The following is a 21,573-nucleotide window of genomic DNA, read 5'->3' as shown; positions in this document are numbered from 1 at the left end:
TTTATTTTCGAGTTATCCTTTTAAACCTTTAACATAAAATGTTACTTCAGCATAATCCTCGTAACTAACTTTTTTATAATAACTTTTGGCTAAAGCTAAAATCTTATATTTTCCTTGAGTAAATGGCATAAAGCTATAATAATGCTTTCTACTATATGCTTGTACCTTTCTCCACTCATTATTCTCCATTAAATAAAATTCATAACAAACATTTTTCCCGCCTCTACTTATAGCTTCAAATGTAAGTTCCTCATTTACATGCCCCTCTAGCGTATTTGCTATTATATTAGTTTCTATTACAGGAGACGCCTCACTTACATACAAGTTTATCTGCTTCTTAGAATCATACTCACTAGTACATCTAACATTCTTAGCATAAACTTCTATAGTGTATTTACCAGCAGTTTTAGGTATAAATCTCAACCTTTTATTTTTTGAGAACTCTGTTTTCTCAATAGAATGTCCATTAATTTTAGTTTCATATTTCAATAAAGTATTCTGTGTATTTTGAACAATGCATTCAAACTCCACAGCTTCCCCAATCAAATGTGTTTCCTTATAAGGTAATATTATATAATCTATTTCACCCGGTAGATATTCTAGTGCCTTCAAATATATAACTGTTTGGGCATCATAAGATTTATCTGAGTACTTATCCTTAAGTCTTATTTCTACTTCATACTCTCCTGCCTGGTTAGGAATAAAATTTATCCAGTTAGATTTATTATAATCTACTCCCTCTAACCTTCTTCCATCTTTTCTAATTGTGAATGCATATTGGAGCTTTACTCCACCTTCAGCATTTACCGTTATACCAACTGGCTCCCCAACAATAATCTTCTTTTCTTTATCAACTACAATATCTAAAATCTTTACTGGCTTTTCACTCTTTTTCTCTATATTAAATGTAATTCTTTTTAAATCCTCATATTCACCTTTATAAGTAATATCCTTAACATAAAGTATAATGTCATATTCTCCAGCTTCAGATGGTTTCCATACAAATTCACTCTTTTCTATAAAGCCTGTGTCCTCTTTAATGGGTCCATTAACCTGATATCTATATATAACTTTGTTTCCACCTTCTATTTCTGAAGCAAACTTTATACTACTTCCACTTATATTAGGAGAATTCGAATCGGCTACAAAATTATTAATCTTAATCGTTTTATATGGTTTAACACCGTATACCAAAATAGCTCTATCATCATATTCTTTATTTGAAAATATACTTTTTACAAGACATAAAATTCTGTAGCTACCCGCTTCTGTTTCCTTATAATACACATTATTTTTGGTTGAATAGTCTTGTATACAAATTGATTTTCCATCTTTATATATTTTATAAAATTTATATAGTAATACGATATCTTCATTACTAACAGATTCTTCAATATTTGTTTCTACTATAAAACCAAGCTTTTCTCCAGCTATTAATGAGTTATTTAAACATTTAAAATTGGTTATTTCTACTTTATCAATTTCTCTTACTTTTAGTGTGATAATTCTATGGTCTTCAAAGGTTTCAGTGGAATCCATTCTTTTACACTGAATTAAAAATTCTTTATTTCCAGACTCGTTTGCTGTATATTTTAAAATATTACTTTTATCATAATCCTTAATTATATCCCATTCATTATTCTTTTTTATATAATATCTATATAAATATACATTCTCATCATCTGTCTTTACCTCAACACAACATTTTTCTCCAACTTTTATTTCCTCTTTATCTATACGGATATCTTTTATAAAACTCGGTTCTATTTGAGCATTGTTTTCAATTAATATTTTATTTAAAACTTCTTCATTATATTGAGTATTATCTACTATATCTTCAACTTCTTTGGTATCATTAGAAGATGATATTTCTTCACCAGCATAGCTATTTGATATTACAACTTCTTTTTCTGCTCTAGAAATTTCTTTAACTTCAAGAAACACCACATTGTCTTCTATACTATTCATTGCCTCTTTAAATTCAATATTGCATAAAATAGGATCTTCTTTTTCAGACGCTAGCAAATTACTTTCTTTATCATTGCAAGCGCTTTTAATTTCTTCATCATTAGTAACATATTGAATACTAGTCTCTTTATCCACAGTATTACTCACTTCCTCTGTCACTATAGAATAGTCCTCTTTGGCTAAATAGTCTAAAGGTTTTTTTCCATCCCTCTCTCTGGCTTGTACCATAACCATATACTCCCCTTCTCTTTTAGGCTTCCATATGCAATAATTTTTTTCTGAAAATTCTTGTATAGTATTCCAAACCCCACCTTTGCCAACAATAAATTTATATTCTAAGTTTTCTATTTCCCCATCTATTTTACCAGATATATTTATCTCCGTGCCAATTTTTTGCGGTGTTTGCTTATCAAAAGCTATCTCAACATACTTTAACTGAAGTTCCTCCATAAATTCATACTCCTCTCATACCAATTCTCAAAATGACCCTTATTATTATATTATACATTTATACCATTTTTTGTAAATAACTTCAGTTTATTTTTTATTTGATTATATCATAAATGCTTATATAAACTCATATATTAGTAAGATTGTTTTTAACAAAACCCTCCAGTCACACTTAAAATAATATCCAAAATATAAATTTATAATTTTTTACCGCATAAAAATAGAAGCTCTTATCTAAGCTTCTAAAATTATCAACTAGTTATAAGTTTTAATAAGTTTTTTTCCAGTCTAATATTATCTTCGTCAGTTCTTTTTTTGGGGTTAGAGGTCTTTCCTCCACTCCTTCTTATTTTCTGCGATATATGTCTTTCTTCCAATAATCTATCTATGTTTTTCTCATCATATATATATCCCTTAGGGTTTATTACTTTCGCTTTCTTAGATAGACATATCGCAGCCACACCATAGTCCTGAGACACAATTATGTCACCTTCTTTAGTTTCATTCATTACATACATATCTACACTTTGAAATCCACTATCAACAACTTTAACTACAGAATAATTGCTCTGTATAAAATGATGAATATCACAATAAATTATCACTGGAATATTGTGTTCTTTTGCCGCTTTTTCAATAATGGAGATGCCTGGACAGGCATCTCCATCAATAATAATCTTCATAATTAAACTAAAGTCTCTTTTCTAGTTCAGCCTTCATATCTTCATATCCTGGCTTTCCTAGTAAAGCAAACATATTCTTTTTATAAGCTTCAACACCTGGTTGATTAAATGGATTTATTGCTAAAAGATATCCACTTATTCCACAAGCCTTTTCAAAGAAATAAACCATGTATCCAAAATAATATGCTGAAATTTCTGGTACACTTAATACCATATTAGGAACTCCACCGTCATTGTGAGCTAATAGTGTTCCTTCAAATGCTTTCTTATTAACGAAATCCATAGTCTTTCCAGCTAAGAAATTTAATCCATCTAAGTCATTATCAGCTTCTTCTATATTTATTTCATATTTTGGTTTTTCAATATTTACAACTGTTTCAAACATTATTCTTCTTCCATCTTGGATATATTGACCCATTGAGTGAAGATCTGTTGAAAAATCTACTGCTGCTGGGAATAATCCTTTATGATCTTTACCTTCTGATTCTCCGTATAATTGTTTCCACCATTCGTTGAAATAATGAAGTGATGGTTCGTAATTTACTAATACTTCAATTGATGCTCCTTTATTATATAAAGCATTTCTAGCTGCTGCATATTTATAAGCGTCATTTTCTTTAATTGATGGTACTGAATAAGCTGTTCTTGCATCTGCAGCACCTTTCATCATTTCATCAATATCGATTCCAGCCGCAGCTATAGGCAATAATCCAACCGCTGTTAATACTGTAAATCTTCCTCCAACATCATCTGGAACTACAAAAGTTTCATATCCTTCTGAATCAGCTAATGTCTTTAAAGCACCTCTAGCTTTATCAGTTGTTGCATATATTCTCTTTCTTGCTTCTTCTACACCATATTTCTTTTCTAAATATGATTTTAAAATTCTAAATGCAATTGCTGGTTCTGTAGTTGTACCTGATTTTGAAATTACATTTAAACTTACATCTTTTCCTTCAATTACTTGTAGAAGTTCTGCCATATATGTTGAACTTATATTATTTCCAGCAAAAAATATTTGTGGAACTTTTCTCTTATCACTTCCTAATACATTATGGAAATTATTTGTCAACATTTCAATAGCTGCTCTAGCTCCAAGATATGATCCACCTATTCCAATAACTATTAAAACATCAGAGTCTGATTTAATCTTTTCTGCTGCCTTTTTAATTCTTGCAAATTCTTCTTTATCATAATTTACAGGAAGGTCTACCCAACCTAAAAAATCATTACCTGCGCCTGTTTTATTGTGTAAATCTTCATGAACAGCTTTAACCATGCTTTCCATATTTTCAAGTTCTGCTTCTTCTAAATAAGGAGAAACTTTTGATAAGTCTAGTGATATACCTTTATTCATTCTTCTATCCTACCTCCATATATAACTAAAAATAATTTTATTATTCAATTATATCATAAATTCTCAATATCTCATCTTTGCTTTTAACTTTTTTACAAATAATATATCAAATAATAACCTGAAATTAATCTTATTTAATCTTTACTCGGTTCTATTTTTTCTAATTGTATGAATTAATATTCATCTTATCCTTATTGATATCAACTTATTTTTAATGCTTGCCATAACATATTGTTTATTAAATATCAATCATTTTTAAAATTTTAAAAGAGAAAACTAAGTTTTCTCTTCATAAAATGTAAATTATATATTTTTCAATTATTAAAATCTAGATAACTTTGTTAATTTTTTAACTTTGTTCTATGCTAATTGGCCAGATAATTAAACTTATTCTGTACTAATATCGTTTTTATTTAACCTCTTGTTTTTCCCCCAGCAATATTGTAAGTAACTCCATGAATATAACTTGCTCTATCACTAGCTAAATAGCAAACTAAATCTGCAACTTCTGAAAGCTTTCCTGATCTTCCTAATGGAGTTGTTGAAGTTTTACTATATCCTGCTCTTAATTCTTCTACAGTAATTCCTCTAGTATAAGCTAACGCTGTCTCATATTCTAAAGTTCTGAGTCCTGTAGCTTCTAAAATCCCTGGCGCAACTCCGATAACTCTTATACCTAATTTCCCCAGCTCCTTTGCCCATGAGCGAGTCAAAGAATTTACTGCATTCTTACTTGCTGCATAAACACTTTGCCCCTCAGATCCTTCCAATCCGCTTTCAGAAGACATATTTATAATAACCCCTTTTCCTTGACTTGCCATCTCTCTTGCAGCTACTTGAGCACATAGAAATACACCTTTTACATTTACATTCATAACTTTATCCCAAACATTTTCATCTAACTCAAATTTTCCTTTTGGTTCTTTTTTATCAACTAGTAATCTAGGAATATTAATACCTGCATTATTTACAATTATATCAATAGTTCCAGTAATCTCTTTAGCCTTCTCAATCATTTTTTCTACGCTATCTCTATCTGCAACATTAGTAACTATATATTCCATATGTCCATTATGATCATCAAATTCAGGTTTGTTTGGATTCATATCACAAACAACTACATTTGCACCATTATTTAAAAACTCTTGTGCAACTGCCTTACCAATACCAGATGCTCCCCCTGTTACAATTGCTGTTTTTCCTTCTAAATTAAGCCATGTATTTTTCATAAAAATTCCTCCTGATTATTTAACTTCATTATTTAATGCCATTTTATTATCATTTCGATTTCATATAAATTTTAGATATAATTATGCTAATATAAATATTTCACTTCCTATTTTGAGTTTAGGAATTTCTTTTTTCTCCACACAAATTGTCCCTGATAAAGTAGGTACTTTAGAACCATTAAACGCAACAGTTATATGTCCTAAACTCACTAGATTCTTCTCAGCCACATCTCCAACAGCTGTTATTTCAAAAGCCATTCCATCAATCATAAATACTTGTCCAGGTTTAATTGTTTCTTTAACTTCCTTTATATTAATAGAGTAACAGTAATCTGCTAGTGTATCTGGTGCATTATCTCCAAAAAATATTATCATTCCTTCTTCTAAGAATGTTTCTGCTAAATCTCCTAAGGCTTTTACTTTATTTTCATAGATTATCTTACTACTCATAGATGCTTTCATCCCTTCAAATATATTTCTTTGTAAAATTATTATTTATTCTAAGCTACTTATATTATCGGCAATTTAACATGGTATTACCTTGACCACATAATATTTCAAAATCTTTTTTAAAGTTCTCTACAGCTACATCCACGCAATCGTTTTTAATTAAACCTTCGATTACATCAGGTGAAATTGTAGCCGCTCCAATTCCATTCTTGCATAATTCTAATACTTGTTGTGAATTCTTAAAACTAGCTGCTAATACTTCTGTTTTTAAATTGTTTTTCTCAAAAATATCGTGAATGTCTTTTGCCACTTGAACACCATTTGCTCCCAAATTATCAATTCGGTTTACATATGGAGCAGCATATTGAGCACCTGCTTTTCCAGCTAGATATGCTTGCATTTGAGTATATATAGCGGTAGCAGTAACATTAATTTCTTCTTTTCTAAGAATTTTTATAACCTTTAACCCCTCTCTAGTTACAGGTATCTTTACATAAGTATTTTTACCTAGCTCTTTAATAATTTTATGTGCTTCTTTAAGCATACCTTCTGAACTTTCAGAAATCACCTGTACATGTAATTCCGAGTTTTCTCCAATAAATTCACGTATTTCTCTTAATATTTCATACGGCTGTTTTCCATACTTATACAAAATACTCGGATTACTAGTTACACCATCAATTGGGAATATGCTGAAAACATCTTTTATTTTTTCAATATTTACATCATCAATAATTAATTTCACTATGGATAACCCTCCTTTTATTCCACTCCTTGCATCTAAATCAGCAATGTATTTTCCTTGGTGCAATTGAGCAATTCATAAGAACCACTCAATCGCAATTAAATAAATTTTATAGTTTATTGATACAATCCTATACTTGCAACCCATGCAACTGCTACTCTAGGTACACCAATCATGAAACGTGAATACAATACAGATGGAACACCAACCTCTACTGTTTCTGGTTCTGCTTCAGCTAGACCTAAACCTACTGGAATAAAGTCACATGCACATTGTGTATTAATAGCGAATAATGCTGGTAATGCTAAGCTTGGAGGAATAGTCCCTTTACCTATTTCAACACCAATTAAAGTACCTACGATTTGTGCTATAACTGCACCTGGTCCAAGTAATGCTGATAATAGAGGAATAGAGCATATGAATCCAAGAATCATAAGTCCAATTCCGTTTCCTGCTAATGGTACTAATATTTTAGCGAACCAATTACCAAATCCCGAACCTTGTATAATTCCTATTAGCATCGCAACAAATGCCATGAATGGTAATATTGTTGTAATCATTGATTGAACTGCATCACGGCCTGCTTGGTATAGTGTATTTACAACTTTACCTGCTCCCATACCAATTTTTTGGACAATGCTAGATTTACTGTTTTCAGCCAAACTTTGTGATACTTTCTTATCCGCACTATATTTAAATTCTCTTTTTCCTTCCTCAGGCGCTTTTGTGCTCTTTATAGGTTCTGCACCTGAATCTGCTAAAGAGATTTGATTTAAACCAACTGCAGATACATAGATGTCTTCTGTAATGAATTTTGCTAAAGGCCCACTTTTACCTACTGGCATAACATTTATTGTCGGAATTCTCTTTTGTGGGTATATTCCACAGCGAAGTGTTCCACCACAATCAATAATAACTAAGAAAATTTGTTCCTCTGGTACAGATGTTTTAAATCCATTTACCGCTTTACATCCTGTTAAGCTAACAATCTTTTCTACAATTTCAGGTTCAGCTCCACCACCTGTAATATATAATAATGTATCTTTTCCTTCTTCAGGTTTTACTGTAAGTGGACCGCCAAAACCTCCACTGCCTTTTACAATTTTAATTGCATTATATTTTTCCATATGAATACCCTCCTAAACTAATTTGCCTTAAGTTGATTACTTAATTCAATACCTTGTTGTCTCATAACAATCTTTGTAGTAAAATCAGTTACCCATCCTGCAAAGAAATTCATTACTAAACCTACTAATAAATAACGAAGTCCTAAAGCTGTTGGATCAAGGCCAAGAGTTGTAATACCATTTGCAATACCTAGGTAAATGAATATTTCACCTACATTAATATGAGGAAAAATACCGCTGTTTGTGTGACAATGATACGATGCTGATGCATAGTAGCTTGGTTTCATTCTTTCAGGAAGAAATTTCCCCATTGATAATGCCATTGGATTACCTAACATAAAGGCTGATAAGAATGGCAAAACTCCATAAGCTAATATAACATTTTTAGATGCAAACTTTGCAAACCTGTCAACTTTATCTTGTCCAATAAGAGCAATTATTGAATTCATAAAAACTAAAAGTAATAATACCTTTGGGATAATTCCTGTTACCCAACTAACAAATGTATTTCCACCAACTTCAAATAAATACATAAATCCTTTTGCAAAATAAACAATTGCGTCCATATTAATATCTCCTTTCTAATTGTGAGCTTTTAATTTTTTAGCTGTAAAAATATTACCTAATCTTTGTAATGGACTTTGAGGCTCTACAACTTCGCCACCGCCCATAATAACGTTATAATTGGAAGAGGCTTCTAGTACTGCTTTGGTTAATGGTTTAGCTAAGTTCTTACAATCTGCTTGAGTTAATATACCAACATCTTTTCCTTCAAATCCGTTTAGTTTCTTGACCCTTGCAAGTACTGTTATTCCTTGCATATAACCCCCTTCAAGTATAATTCCATTTTGATCGATAGCAAACATTGCAATACATCCAGCACGGAAACCACCTTTTACTTTACCAATGGCAACTCTTCCTCTTCTTCGCAATTTACTATAGTAAGCCGTGAAACTTTTCATTTGAGCAAATGTTAGTATATATTGGAGTATAAATGCAATTCCAAAGCATATAATCAAAAACCAAAAATTCATCATAAACCTCCTACTTATAAATCAAATATATCGTTTTCTTTTGTGAAATGTAAAATTAATTCTCTATAACCTTTTACCTTTGAAAGAGACTCAATAGTATTCTTATCATTAGCAATAGCTATAATTTCATCATAAATTTTAACCAAGAGTGTATCATCCCTAGTTTGTTCTGGAAGTCCTACCAAAAATACTAGTTTTCTTTGATTGTTTTCTCCAGCCTTTTCTGGAATTATTCCTAGACTGACTACTATTTCATCATTTTCATAATTGATAGTATGAGGAAATGCTATAGATTCATTAAAAATCATCGTAGACTTTTCTTCTCTTTTTCTTATTCTTTCCTTAAATCCATCATCTACATAACCTTTTGAGTATAGATTATCAATCATATGATCAACATTTTCTAAATAACTCAATTGATTATCCAAGATAAAGAAGGTATCTTCATCTAAAATACTTAGTAATATAGAATCCATTCCCTGCATGGATGGCATGTCTAATTTATCTATATACTTAATACTTTTTATTCTTTTCTTCAGCGCTTCTTCATCAAATATTTTCTCTAAACATATTACAGTAGCTGTTGTCTTAAAGTTAGCTTGGACAGTAGATAGAACTAAATTATACTTATCTAATATTTCACTAGTAACTGTGCTATCTGAATACAAATCTATAACTGTGTTCGCATCAAAAATACCTTTTAATTGACTAGCAACCAACCTAGCTGTAACTCTTCCAGTTCCGCATATAACTGCAACTTTGTATATTTTACTTTTTTCTATTTGCTGTTCTGAAATAAAAACTCCAAAGTATGCTGCTATAAATCCAACTTCATCTTGTGTCATTTTTACATCAAGACTTTTCTCAATAACATCTCGCGCTAATTCTGCCATTTTATAAGCTACTTTATATTTTTTCCTAATCTCATCTACTATAGGATTATGAATATGGACCCCATACTTTAAACGATTTACCAAGAAGGCCATATGGTATACAAAATCTTTCAAGATATCATCTAGCGTAATATTTAAACCCATGTCATATTTAATGCGCTCTAATATATGATTTACTAAATTTGATACTTCTTCTGTAATTTCAACATGCGGTGAAATCCCTTCTATGTTAGTCGGAGTATTCATTCCTATAATCGGCAATGCTAAGAAAATTCTTTCTTTAATTGGAATACTTATAGTAAGCCTTTTTTCAACTGCATCTGATATAGTATTTACCAATGTAAATTCCCAACTTCTTAATAATTCACCATATTTCTCGCTTAATGTATTGATTGTATGTCCATTTAAAAGGCGATCTAAAGTTACAACTAGGGAATGTATGAAAGATTCAAATGTCGTTGTATCGAACTGATATTGATCCGTTATCTCTTTTACTAAATCAATAACATCTTCATCTAATTCGTATTCTCCATAAATCATTTCATAAAGGTTCTCAAGTACAAGAAACCTTATATTTAATTCTGTACCTTTTAAGGCTAGTCCATTATTTGTTTTCCCTATAATTTTTAAATCGTAGTTATTAAGTATCTCTCTCATTTTCTTTAAATCACTTATTACTGTGGTTCTTCCGACATTCATCTCACACGCTAGGTCATCAGTTAAATATGGCTCTTCACTATTCATAAGCTTATATAAAATAAATGCCATTCTTCTTTGAGGTGAATTAAGAAATTCTTTTTGGTTATATATATTAGTCTTAATCTCCTCAAATTTGCTATTATCAATAATATAAATTTTATATATTCCTTGCTTATTATCAATTAGCGCAGATCCTTTTAATAAACTATTCAACTCTTTTACATCATTTTTAACGGTTTTTGAGCTAACCTCAAATTTTTCAGCAATGGCGTCAACAGAAATGGAATGTCTTCGTTCAATTAATTTTAGAATTCTTGTCGAACGGTTTTCAGTATAAAAATACTTCATTTTTGCCTCCTTGAAAAGAATCAATACTTATTAATTCATTTAAATTAAAATAAAATTATTGCTATTAATCTTACTTTAACTTGTTGTTCTTTGATTTTAGAAGTCTTTAAAAATTATACTCATAGTATAATCTTATGACTATCTTATATTCAAAGGTTGATTTTTTCAAGCGTTTTCGATGCCCCCTTTCTTTAATGTAATTATACTTTATAAAATGATAACGATTAATGCCGTCTTTTTCCTCTATAGAGAAAATGTTTGCACAATTGTATTCAATTAGTATTAAAAGTAACTTTTTTAATTAACTCTTATCTAATATGGACTATTTAAATTATCACTATAACCATATTTATATTAAATAAAAAAGGTGTTTAACAATGATTTTTCAATCATTTATAAACACCTTTTTTATATAACTACTTATTATATAATTTAGTTCTGCTTAACAGCATCTACAACATCTATTTCTTCTAATATAATCTAAGACCTCTTGTTTTGCTTTTTCATACCCAGCGCAATATCCTTGCTTGTATCCAGCTGTCTCTCCTGCTGTTTCTCCTGCTGTATTTCCATCCTCATACCCATCACGATATCCATCTTTATAGCCATCATTATATGCATCTTCCAACGCATCAGCTAAACAGTCATTATTTACGTTAGCTCCAAGAGTTCCATTGCCACAAGGATTACAATTTCTACTATCCATCTCTCCACGTTCTTCTTCACAATTACAACGTCTGCAATTTCTATTATTTCTGTTTTCCATTATTTCCTCTCCTTCGTAATCAGCATTAATTTTCGTTTAATCATTGCTAAAGCGCTTAGTTAAAGTATTACTAGTATCAAATTATTATTTATTTGACTATAAAATTTAATACCTATCTAATAATATATTATGCTGTTATGTTTTATTTGCTATCAGTTAGAGAAAATATGTATTTACTGCTTTAAAAAGATTATTCAGGAAATCTAACGTTAGTAGTATTGTCATTGTAAATTTCTTTCCTACCGTTTTTTACTCCTTTTCTCATTTATCACATCTTCAAAAAATCAACAAAAAAGTAGCTTAAATGTTACCTTTTTTAGATAATATCTAAGCCACTAAATTTTTTATTATATTTTCTTTAAGTGTCTATCCACCTTATTTAATAAGCCTCAATCCTATTCCCACTCAATTATTATGGCTTAAAACGTAAATTTTTAATGTGCTTTTAAGCCATTTAAACACATATAAATAAGTTTAAATAATATATTTTCTAGAAAAGTGGAGTCAAAGTGGAGTCAGTCATTCCTATCCAGTCTTGCACTTCCTATACTCTCGTAAATTAATTTAACTTTTGCAGACCGGATAGTACTTCCATTCTCATTGTATAGTATATGTATTCTCTTCGCTCTTTTCGTATATCCTTTTTCCCAAAAATAATTAATGCCGCAATCAAGCCTAACAGTACTATTGCAAATCCTATTTCTTTATATTCCTTTATTGCATCATTTACCATACTCGTTACATATACCGTCACGATTATGAAAAATACTTTCTCCCAATAATTAAATGTTTCACTGTAATTTTTATTTATTTTAGACTGCAAAAATGCTTTTTCATATTCAAAATTCAACTCATTCTTATTTAATTTTTCTTTATACACCTCCAGCATATTATCGTACGCCTGCTTAATATCATCCGCCTCTAGTTCTAATTGCTTCTCAAAACTATCATGTATATTTCTATAATTCCCAATTTTAAAAATATGTTTGTTCCTCAATAGTACACCTCCTCATTATATAACTAATTATACAAAAAATGAGAAAATCCTTTTAGATGGTGTAAAACACACCTGCTTATATAAGCATTTAATCTTTATTTTTTATAGGAACAATTTAATTTCCTTATCAGATTATTTCTGAATCTTGACATTAAAGTCATTTATATAAGTATTATTCTCCTTTAGTTTTTAAGTATAAAAAGGGCATCCAATTTCTTAGATACCTTATCTATTATTAATTTTATTTCAATTATTATAGCCTGAAATAAGTTTTTGCATAATTCTATTAGCAACATTTTGCTTTTCTAAACATGGACTCTTCCTCTTTGAGTATGTATTAGTTATTTATTGCAAAAGTATTCCATTAACTTTAATATTTCTTCTAGAGTTGCTTATTCATTTTTATATCTATCATTTTCATTATTCATTTTATAATTTTGATTCTTAACCGCATCCAAAATTTGTCTCCTCTTTTTTATATCAGTTATTAAGTCAACAACTGTATCATTCCAGCTTTTTACTTCTAGATCTGGATATAAATCTTTTCCTCTTCCTCCATCTTTAAACAGATGATCATCAGATTTCATTAATGGTATTCCATAATAATTTGCTATAATTGCCGACATATACTCACCCATATCTTTTCTTTTCCCAGCGGGTAAAATTCTACTTGTTCTATGATGTTTAGCAATATATCATCATATCTTACAAATCGTTTATAAATCAGCATTAATATACTTTTTAATATTTTATAATCATTTATTGTTTTTCACTTTTGAAAATAAAATAGTACAACGGTAGTACAACATTTAAGTTTTAATTCTTTAATTATCAATGCATTCTACTTCTTTTACTCCCAGCGGGAGCAATTATTTATATTTTAGCAAGTCTTATAATTTTCTATAATGTTATGTAAAGTATTGATTTAACTAAGTTATGCTTAATAGATATAGTTCATGAAATTATGTAAATTTAACTTTTAAATTGGAGAATGGTCATCTTATGGTCATCTCACACAGTACCTAATCATATATTATTTATTGATCCTTTTGGAATATCATTATTATCAAGCATTTCTTTATTTTTTTCCTCTAATTCAATTAACATCCTAACTCTATTTAATAATTTCTCTTTGAGTTTCTTACCTTCATTTTCAGTACATAACCACAAGTCACCATATTCCTTACAAAATGCTTTATATATTATATTTTCATCTTCTGTATATTGTATATCTAAGATCTTGCACATAATGTTATTACTAATGCATTCACTTAACTTAAAATATATCTTATTCATGCTTTTATTATATAACTCACCCATTTTGTTTATTGTATATTCCCTATTAGGTACTGTCATTGTTACCCTTATTCTTCGTTTATTTTTTCCCCTTCCCATATAAAACGGTTCTGATTTATCTTCTTTAATCACTATTTTAACATTATTATCTTTTAAATTATTTCCTTCAATTAAAGACTTGTAACACTCTATTCCATAATCTTTTAAAATACCTCTACATTGTTCTAATTGCATGCTTATCGCTTCATCTTTTTTATTTTGATTCTTAAATTTTATTTTAATATTATTATATATAGAATTATCAAAATTAAATTTATCCTCATACTTATCTAATACTACTTTAGCATTATAAATTATATTTAATTCATAACTCTTACCCGTGCTCAATTTATCTTTTTGTAATTTAATAAATTCTCTAAACTCAGTTTGTATCTTACGATCAAAAATGTGAGTATTTTTAATAGTTAACTGCATGAAATTTCTCAACTCCTAACAAATTTGACTTTATAATTTTCTTATTAATCATAATTTCCAAATTTGTTTATCTTTAACCCTAAAAATATTTCAAATTTATATCAACATTTCTTTTATAAATAAAAAAATAAGTCAGCATTAATACTGACTTTAATTTAATTCTATTTATTTTTCATTTCTAAATACATATCATAATAATGTTTAGAAACTTTACCGTCTAAATTTAATTCTGAAACATATTCAAATTCTATCTCCGTACTATCTTTATCTATTGTGAACCTCAATATTCTAACTACACCAATACAACCTATCTCTTTTACAATAAGCGGTATTTCGGAGTTTATCGGATAAATCCTATTTTCAGATTTTAATGTGCCATACCTGTTTTTACCAATTTCTTTTATAGCATCGTTACTCGCAACAACTAAATACCAATTAAATTCATATGGTGCTCCCATTGTCATTCTCCTTTTTATTAACAAAATATTCTTCTAATTTGCTCAAATATACAACAAAAGCAAATGTTATTCCTAATATTAAGAGCATAACAATTAGCCAATTTGTAGCCTGGTAATTACTGCTTCCTCCCTTCAAAAAGGAAATCATATCTGTTATTTGGTTTACTAATAACCCTGTAATTAACCCTAAAAATATACCTTCAATAAGAATAAATTTTAGTTGAACCCTTTTCTTTTGTTCCTCAAATTCTTTAATTCTACGTTTTCCACTTTCAATTATGCGATTTTCTTCCAATCTATATATATCCTCTTTTATTTTTTCAAATACTTCATTTTCAAGTTTTTCTTTCGCAGCATCTCTAAGCTTCTTATCAATCTCTGTAGTTCCTTCACCATATTGAGCATTAACCCTTAATACTGCATATTCTTTAGCTAATGATCTTGTTACTTTACCAGCCTCATCCATAATATACCCCATCTTATTTTAAATTATTTAGTATGCTTGCTACATATTCGTCAACTAAACTTTTTTCTGATGATCCAAGTTCATCATAAATTTTACTACCAATAAACTCTTTTTCATTTTGATATTTTGAGTCTTTGTTACAGTAAAGATTGTCCTCATCTGGCATTAAATCTAATTTTTCAAAAACTATTTGACCTATTTTTAAATTAGGTTTGATTTCTAAAATAGACTTTGTAGCATTATATAATCCTAAATGTACCATTCCACAATAAGATGGATTAAAATGTTGATCACTTAAAATTAATCCTAGCCTAGTAAATGTAGTTCTTGGTCTTATATGAGCTATCAAATCATTGGGCATATTTATACATTCATTCATCTGAACTAATATATATTCATTAGGCTTTAGTTCATATCCTAATGAAATATCACGTCCAATTGATACACTATCAACTTCTATATCACTTGATAGATTTATTTTCCTGTAATCATCCCTAAATATTCTTATTTTATTGGTTATAGTTATATCGTATGAAGCTGATTGTAAATTTTTATCTTGAAAGTTTTCTATAAGTGCCTTTGCTCCATTACAATAAACTTTTTCATATTTTTTAAAGTCTTTAACTCTATCTCTTATTTGATTATCAACAAGCACCATATACTTCTCCTCTTTCCAAAATATTTATCAACGCAATTATCCATTTTATCATATTAGCATGTAAAAATATACTATTATTTTAATACTTTTTTTACTTTTTATCAAAAGAAATATTTATATTTAACAAAAGCGTAATCCTAAATTATCATTATATAACTATATTTTTCTTTATTTCAAAATTTGAAATTTTTAAAATAAAAACTATAACTTAAATATGATTATATGTTTTCTTTTACTTTTTCTTCCCTTCTTCATAAATTAATAGAATTTTTAATATTTCATGCAACTCCTTTAACTTCACTTTCTTACTATTAGGAATTGCAAAACTAATTATGTATGCTGTAAATATAAATATAATCATTACTATTATAAAAATAGCTATATTTTTATAATCTCCTTTTAACTTATCTAGCCAGTTTCCAACTCCAAATGCTGCACCCAATGTTCCAACTATTGATGAGAATACCTTTATATAATTACTAATTACCCCATCTTTTATATTATATAATACTCCAGATGTATCTTTAATTAATCTCTCTATTACAGAGACTGTATTTATATTCTCTTCTTCTAAAACCTCCATTAATACTCTTGCATGTCGCTTATAAATTTCTATTTCAAATCTATCAAAATAAACAAGTATCATTGGTGGAAAAACCATAAGTAATGTTCCCCATATAAACATCCATGGATTATTTAATACAATACCAGCACCATAGAGTGTCGCTCCAATAATTACAGATATAAAATAAAATATAAGTACTAACTTTTCTTTAACTTCTAATTCTTTAAATTTCCTCTTATTATATATATTTTTATACTTTTCGTTATACTTTATTTTATATTTATCATGAATTGCCATTATCCAACCTTTATAATTCATGTGAATACCATCACTCCATTCTAACAAATTATTTCTATAGGTGTGCACTTATTAAATTGTAAACTTCTCAAATCACCACCAATTAAATCATCTATTTTGACTTTTGCTGTAAGTTCAGCAATATCAGTTCTATTACTAAAGTTTTCGCTTCTAGCTTGTTCAATAGTCTTACAAAAGAACATACCAACTTCTGTATAGCACTGTATTTCTTGTCCTATTCTATATTCAATTCTGTCCTTATTCCAAAAACTAAAATATCTATTGTCAATTTTTTCAACTATCTTATATACTATTAAATCCGTATTGTCATATGAAAGACGCCCTTCAGAAATCCTGCCTATTTCTACTTCCCAAAATACATCCATTATTATATCTTCATAGACGATCAAATAATAAATTTGATATTTCCCACCTTTTTTAGAGCAAAGTTTTTTCTTGTATATTCTAAATTTCTTATCATCTATATATTCTAAAACATTCATCCTCTTCCGCATCCCCTTTATATGAATTAATAAAAATTTGATAATAAAGAAACTATTAAATTTAACCTTATATATCTAAGAATGATTTCATTATTATGCCCCCCTTAATTCCAATAATTAATTAATTTCTACATATCTTTCAAAATACCTGTAAAATGTAAAAAATAAGGCATTGAATTAATTCCAATACCTTAAAAATATATTATTACATATTCTTTTTTTATCTGATTCTCTATCCCGTATAAGAAATATTATTTTTATCCTTTTCAAAATTTGAAAACATCCTTAAAAAAACTATAATCTAAATATAATAATATAAGGAGATGATTTTTATGCCTACTTTAACACATCTTAAATGTAGGACTACCCCTGTTCGAATAGATATAGTTTCTAATTATAATTTACAATTAATTGCTCACGCAAAATTATTGCCAGGACAAACAAAAGAGAGTGATGCTGTTGACATTATAACAGACCTCTACTATGAATTTTTATGCACTTCAAAATTTAATTCAATGGAACAATATTTAATTACATGTGGAAGCGGCGCTGGTAAAGAACTGATTAAATTAGCTAATATAGCAAATGTTCCTCCGGCTTTTAATCCATTCATGAATGAAAACAATGGCAGAAATGGCGGAGGCGGTGCTAACGATGATGCAACGTCAAGAACATTATGGAACCCTATCGCAAAAGAATTGCATAATGCTATAATGTGGCTTATTTGCTTATATAATATTGATCCACCAAATGGACCATTATTAGAAATTAAGGCAGATCTAGAAACTTGGCCAAACTCCAAACCATTTCCATCTAAAGTAAAATCTATTAATACAATAATAAAAAAGTACACTATAGACTCAACGTTAACGAACAAAATAAATGAACACAACTTTGAAAATCTTAGACAATTTACATTTTCTCATTTAAATTCTATCTTAGAAGAAGATGACGTAGAGTCTTATTTTTAAACTATAATCCGACTAAAATACTTAGTCGGATTTTTATATCATTGCCTTATATATCAAGCCAGTACTATATAAGAAAGCGTTTCAGAAATTGCTCTTTTAATATCTAGTTTGATTCTGATTTTTTAACTTTTAAATTCCGATTTTAGAGCGATATTGACGATATTGTCTTATAATTTACTATTTTATAAGATAAAGTGCCCATTTACTGCAATTCATGTGAATAGAGGTGAGAAATGCTCGAGTATAACCAGAGGCCATACCTATAAGGAAAGCGTTTTTTGAATCGCTTTTTCTTCACATCTTAACAGAATTGCCAATTAAAAAGTCGTAAGTCTAGCCATTTAAATAATTCAAATTGAATCAAGTTTATATACTTCCTAATCCTTCCCCGACTTCTTCCAAATCTAACTTTAATCCGTACTTGCTGGAACTTAAAATTTATCCCCTATAGAATACTATCTCAATGTATATTTCACCATGTACTGGAAATAATTAAAATATTATTATAAATTACGAGGTGTATTATGGACTTTATTTCAACTAGATCTCATTTCTATATAACAGTTAGTGCTATAGTTGCAATTTTAACTCTATGCGGATATGTAAGCCCCTTAGTTTTGTATGGCATACTAAATAGATAGGATAATCATATACTCAACAAAAAAGCTAGGAATTTAATCCTAGCTTTTTAAGTAATTATTTATTTGAATATAATTCTTCTATTGTATTGGCACCTTAATTTTAGCTATTTTTTGAGATCCATTTCTAATAAATGTAACATTTAGATTTTCGCTATTAGTTGTCAATGCATACGCAATTGCCCCTGATGATTTTCCGCCTACTGGTGCTTTTTTAGCAACCCTATTTTCATCACTAACTGGATATGTATCTAATACATTTCCTTCATCATCTAATACTTGAAATGCTGAACCATCAACAAGTAAATCTGTTCCAGTTGTTTTTCCAAAGCTTTCATTTACATAAGAATAATTTAACATAATAACCTTACTAACATCCTTTTTTGAAAATTGATTTCTTTTATCGGTAGTTTTAGCTCCTTCTATAGTAAGAGAATAATTTCCTGATTCTGTTTCTACAGTAAATGGTTGATTCAATGTCATTTCTTTAATTTCTTGTGTATTGTTTGAGTCTCTAGATGCATTTTTATTAAAAATTGATGTATCTATTCCCAATAATAGTTTTTTCAAAGAATCATCTGCATCAATTTTCCATTCCCCATTTGATTTTTTTAATGAAATATCTCCAGTTCTATCAGCATATGTTATATTATCTAAACAATCAGACAATATACTATTATACAATTTATTCTGATCATCATTACTCATTTTATCTCCTGAAAATGATTTTGCTAAAGCTGTTGTAAATGCTTTTTGCATAAATTCAGCAAATACTTTAGACATATCTGGTCCATTAATTTTTACATTTACTGTTGCTGAATCTCCATCTACTTTTTCAGAGTTTATTGTATAAGTTACTTTTGTCATAGAGTCAATTATTTTTTTTGTTGACTCATCTGAAAATTTATTTTCTTTGGTATCTGCACTATTTGTTTTTTCTGCTGACTTTAAAGAATCATTAAGCATTGTAGAAAAATCTGCATTCTGACCTTTCTTAAGCTCCTCAAAGTAATTTTTTACAACATTAGATGGTGATTTGCTTCCACATCCATAAACACCAGTAATAAGTACTGCCAGAAGCATAATTGATATTATCTTTTTTAAATTTTGCATTATTAATATCCCCTTTAAATTTTATCTCTCCATACTTTATTTCTACATTTTCTCCTAAATTCCTTTTATATACAGATTGATATCATCAAGTAAATTATGGTATTTTATTAAAACTAATGAATACAAGTATTACTGATTGTAATATACAGGTTTGTTTCTATATAAAAATTAAAGATATCAATAAATACTGCTATCTTTAAGATTTTAATACTTAATTTTACTATTATTATGAATTAAAATTGTTATTAAATATTTTTTAATATGGTTTCTTTATTATGCGTTTCCAATTCCACGGTAACTCATAGCTTTTTATGTGCTCAAAACTTTTTATCTCAACCGGGCCATCTGCTGCAGTCTCAATTATCATTCTATCATCACCAACAGTAACATGAAGACCAACGGATGTGCAATCACCTCAAATTTGATTCTTCAATGGCCAGTTTATAAAATAACAAGAAAATAAGCAGTAGTTAGATTGCATCTGGCTACTGCTTATCAATTGATCTATCTATATCGTTTATTTTGCTTACTCGACTTACACAGTACGAAATTTGTATTAGTAACATTGCCACTAAAGCTACTACTGCATACCATGGTATTCCTAATTCATAGCTATTATTAAAACACCAAATTGCCTTATCTACCAATTCACTTGCCATTGCTGTAACTACAATAGCTGCGCATATCAATGTTCCTACAAGATTTATTCTTCCTGATTCTGTGCTAGTTTCCGTCTCGAAACATTTTTTGCAACTTTCCTTAATAATTCCCCAAATTGTTTGTGAATCAGACATTAAACCATTTACCTCCTATGTTTATAAATCGAAGTTGCCGCAGTTGCTAACCAGCCTAATCCCATAAAGAATCCTAAAATATAAATTGATGGATGTATAATATAAAACCCATTCATTGAGAATATGAGCAATCCTATTAATGAAAAAATGATAGTTATAAATGAAACTACTAAAAATTCAATATGAATTTTATTTAATTCTTTTGTCTTGCTAAGTTTCATATCTGCTTCCTCCTTACCTATATCATATCTCTCTTTAAAGTCGCTAGTATAATTATATCCTGTTTGTGGTTTAATTATATCACAAACAGATGTCATTGCTAACTCATTTTTGATAGTATTTGTTAATATTTTACTATCAATTTTATGTACGTTGGATGGTGAATATTGATATTCTGTGTCTGTGCTAATTTCATCTTTCTTCTCTAAAATAACTTTTGCACTATACCCCTTAGGTACATATATTATTATCTTTTCATTTTCATCATCAATAATATTCCTATTATCTGTTATATTATTAGGAAATTGTATGACGTTACTTATAGTTTCATCTTCTTTAGGTAAATTAATTCTTTCTATTAAATTATTTTCCATT

Annotated in this window: 23 protein-coding genes; 1 reads left to right on the top strand and 22 read right to left on the bottom strand. The window is 28.8% G+C overall.

Annotated elements, in window-relative coordinates; all coding sequences use genetic code 11:
- Positions 1-12: 12 nt before the first annotated feature.
- The 19 genes from F3K33_RS01905 to F3K33_RS01815 form a co-directional block, all read right to left on the bottom strand.
- Positions 13-2,418, bottom strand: a complete 2,406-nt coding sequence (locus F3K33_RS01905; protein ID WP_023976015.1) for a triple tyrosine motif-containing protein — start codon at positions 2,416-2,418, stop codon at positions 13-15.
- Positions 2,419-2,669: 251 nt separating this feature from the next.
- A complete protein-coding gene (locus F3K33_RS01900; RefSeq protein ID WP_017209838.1) occupies positions 2,670-3,101 on the bottom strand; it encodes a YaiI/YqxD family protein in 432 nt (143 codons plus the stop codon).
- Positions 3,102-3,108: 7 nt separating this feature from the next.
- The gene (locus tag F3K33_RS01895; protein ID WP_017209837.1) at positions 3,109-4,458 is read right to left on the bottom strand and encodes a glucose-6-phosphate isomerase; all 1,350 of its coding nucleotides are present in this window, start codon (positions 4,456-4,458) and stop codon (positions 3,109-3,111) included.
- A 413-nt stretch (positions 4,459-4,871) separates the two neighbouring features.
- Complete coding sequence (locus tag F3K33_RS01890; RefSeq protein ID WP_011967689.1) at positions 4,872-5,687, bottom strand: SDR family oxidoreductase; 816 nt, start codon at positions 5,685-5,687, stop codon at positions 4,872-4,874.
- Positions 5,688-5,768: 81 nt separating this feature from the next.
- Positions 5,769-6,137 (bottom strand): glucitol/sorbitol-specific PTS transporter subunit IIA, encoded by a 369-nt coding sequence (locus F3K33_RS01885; RefSeq protein ID WP_031276098.1) that lies wholly within the window; start codon positions 6,135-6,137, stop codon positions 5,769-5,771.
- A gap of 64 nt (positions 6,138-6,201) precedes the next feature.
- A complete protein-coding gene (locus F3K33_RS01880; RefSeq protein ID WP_023976017.1) occupies positions 6,202-6,882 on the bottom strand; it encodes a fructose-6-phosphate aldolase in 681 nt (226 codons plus the stop codon).
- Between the two features lie 116 nt (positions 6,883-6,998).
- Entirely contained in the window at positions 6,999-8,009 is a 1,011-nt protein-coding gene (gene srlE, locus F3K33_RS01875) for a PTS glucitol/sorbitol transporter subunit IIB (RefSeq protein ID WP_039771153.1), read from the bottom strand.
- Between the two features lie 17 nt (positions 8,010-8,026).
- Positions 8,027-8,575, bottom strand: coding sequence for a PTS glucitol/sorbitol transporter subunit IIC (gene srlA, locus F3K33_RS01870; RefSeq protein WP_017209833.1), 549 nt, complete (start codon positions 8,573-8,575; stop codon positions 8,027-8,029).
- Between the two features lie 15 nt (positions 8,576-8,590).
- A complete protein-coding gene (locus F3K33_RS01865; RefSeq protein WP_023976019.1) occupies positions 8,591-9,043 on the bottom strand; it encodes a transcriptional regulator GutM in 453 nt (150 codons plus the stop codon).
- Between the two features lie 14 nt (positions 9,044-9,057).
- A complete protein-coding gene (locus F3K33_RS01860; RefSeq protein WP_023976020.1) occupies positions 9,058-10,983 on the bottom strand; it encodes a BglG family transcription antiterminator in 1,926 nt (641 codons plus the stop codon).
- 442 nt (positions 10,984-11,425) lie between these two features.
- Positions 11,426-11,749: a FliH/SctL family protein gene (locus F3K33_RS01855; protein WP_023976021.1), complete on the bottom strand. Its 324-nt coding sequence runs from the start codon at positions 11,747-11,749 to the stop codon at positions 11,426-11,428.
- A 559-nt stretch (positions 11,750-12,308) separates the two neighbouring features.
- Positions 12,309-12,746, bottom strand: coding sequence for a hypothetical protein (locus F3K33_RS01850; RefSeq protein WP_039771156.1), 438 nt, complete (start codon positions 12,744-12,746; stop codon positions 12,309-12,311).
- 392 nt (positions 12,747-13,138) lie between these two features.
- Positions 13,139-13,384 (bottom strand): hypothetical protein, encoded by a 246-nt coding sequence (locus F3K33_RS01845; protein ID WP_039771158.1) that lies wholly within the window; start codon positions 13,382-13,384, stop codon positions 13,139-13,141.
- A gap of 388 nt (positions 13,385-13,772) precedes the next feature.
- Positions 13,773-14,516 (bottom strand): hypothetical protein, encoded by a 744-nt coding sequence (locus tag F3K33_RS01840; protein ID WP_051144805.1) that lies wholly within the window; start codon positions 14,514-14,516, stop codon positions 13,773-13,775.
- Positions 14,517-14,677: 161 nt separating this feature from the next.
- Positions 14,678-14,974 (bottom strand): DUF2584 family protein, encoded by a 297-nt coding sequence (locus F3K33_RS01835; protein WP_039771161.1) that lies wholly within the window; start codon positions 14,972-14,974, stop codon positions 14,678-14,680.
- Complete coding sequence (locus tag F3K33_RS01830) at positions 14,958-15,440, bottom strand: hypothetical protein (RefSeq protein WP_039771163.1); 483 nt, start codon at positions 15,438-15,440, stop codon at positions 14,958-14,960. The genes F3K33_RS01835 and F3K33_RS01830 overlap by 17 nt, the downstream gene beginning before the upstream one ends.
- 13 nt (positions 15,441-15,453) lie before the next feature.
- Positions 15,454-16,098, bottom strand: coding sequence for a dCTP deaminase (gene dcd / locus F3K33_RS01825; RefSeq protein WP_051144806.1), 645 nt, complete (start codon positions 16,096-16,098; stop codon positions 15,454-15,456).
- Between the two features lie 232 nt (positions 16,099-16,330).
- Entirely contained in the window at positions 16,331-16,981 is a 651-nt protein-coding gene (locus F3K33_RS01820; RefSeq protein WP_039771164.1) for a hypothetical protein, read from the bottom strand.
- Positions 16,982-17,001: 20 nt separating this feature from the next.
- Entirely contained in the window at positions 17,002-17,463 is a 462-nt protein-coding gene (locus tag F3K33_RS01815; RefSeq protein WP_039771166.1) for a hypothetical protein, read from the bottom strand.
- A gap of 332 nt (positions 17,464-17,795) precedes the next feature.
- Between F3K33_RS01815 and F3K33_RS01810 the strand changes: the two genes are divergently transcribed.
- On the top strand, positions 17,796-18,434 hold the full coding sequence (locus tag F3K33_RS01810) for a UCP028583 family protein (protein WP_051144807.1): 639 nt from the start codon (positions 17,796-17,798) through the stop codon (positions 18,432-18,434).
- Between the two features lie 719 nt (positions 18,435-19,153).
- Here F3K33_RS01810 and F3K33_RS01805 read toward each other — a convergent pair.
- From F3K33_RS01805 to F3K33_RS01795, 3 genes are all read right to left on the bottom strand, one after another.
- Entirely contained in the window at positions 19,154-20,185 is a 1,032-nt protein-coding gene (locus F3K33_RS01805; protein ID WP_039771168.1) for a nuclear transport factor 2 family protein, read from the bottom strand.
- Positions 20,186-20,670: 485 nt separating this feature from the next.
- The gene (locus F3K33_RS01800; RefSeq protein WP_039771170.1) at positions 20,671-20,979 is read right to left on the bottom strand and encodes a hypothetical protein; all 309 of its coding nucleotides are present in this window, start codon (positions 20,977-20,979) and stop codon (positions 20,671-20,673) included.
- An 8-nt stretch (positions 20,980-20,987) separates the two neighbouring features.
- Positions 20,988-21,572 (bottom strand): hypothetical protein, encoded by a 585-nt coding sequence (locus F3K33_RS01795; RefSeq protein ID WP_051144808.1) that lies wholly within the window; start codon positions 21,570-21,572, stop codon positions 20,988-20,990.
- Position 21,573 lies beyond the last annotated feature (1 nt).

Origin of the sequence: Clostridium beijerinckii (assembly GCF_008705175.1) — a bacterium.
GTDB lineage: Bacteria > Bacillota > Clostridia > Clostridiales > Clostridiaceae > Clostridium > Clostridium beijerinckii.
The sequence above is the reverse complement of the archived record's forward strand: the minus strand, read 5'-3'. Positions and strand labels throughout refer to the sequence as shown.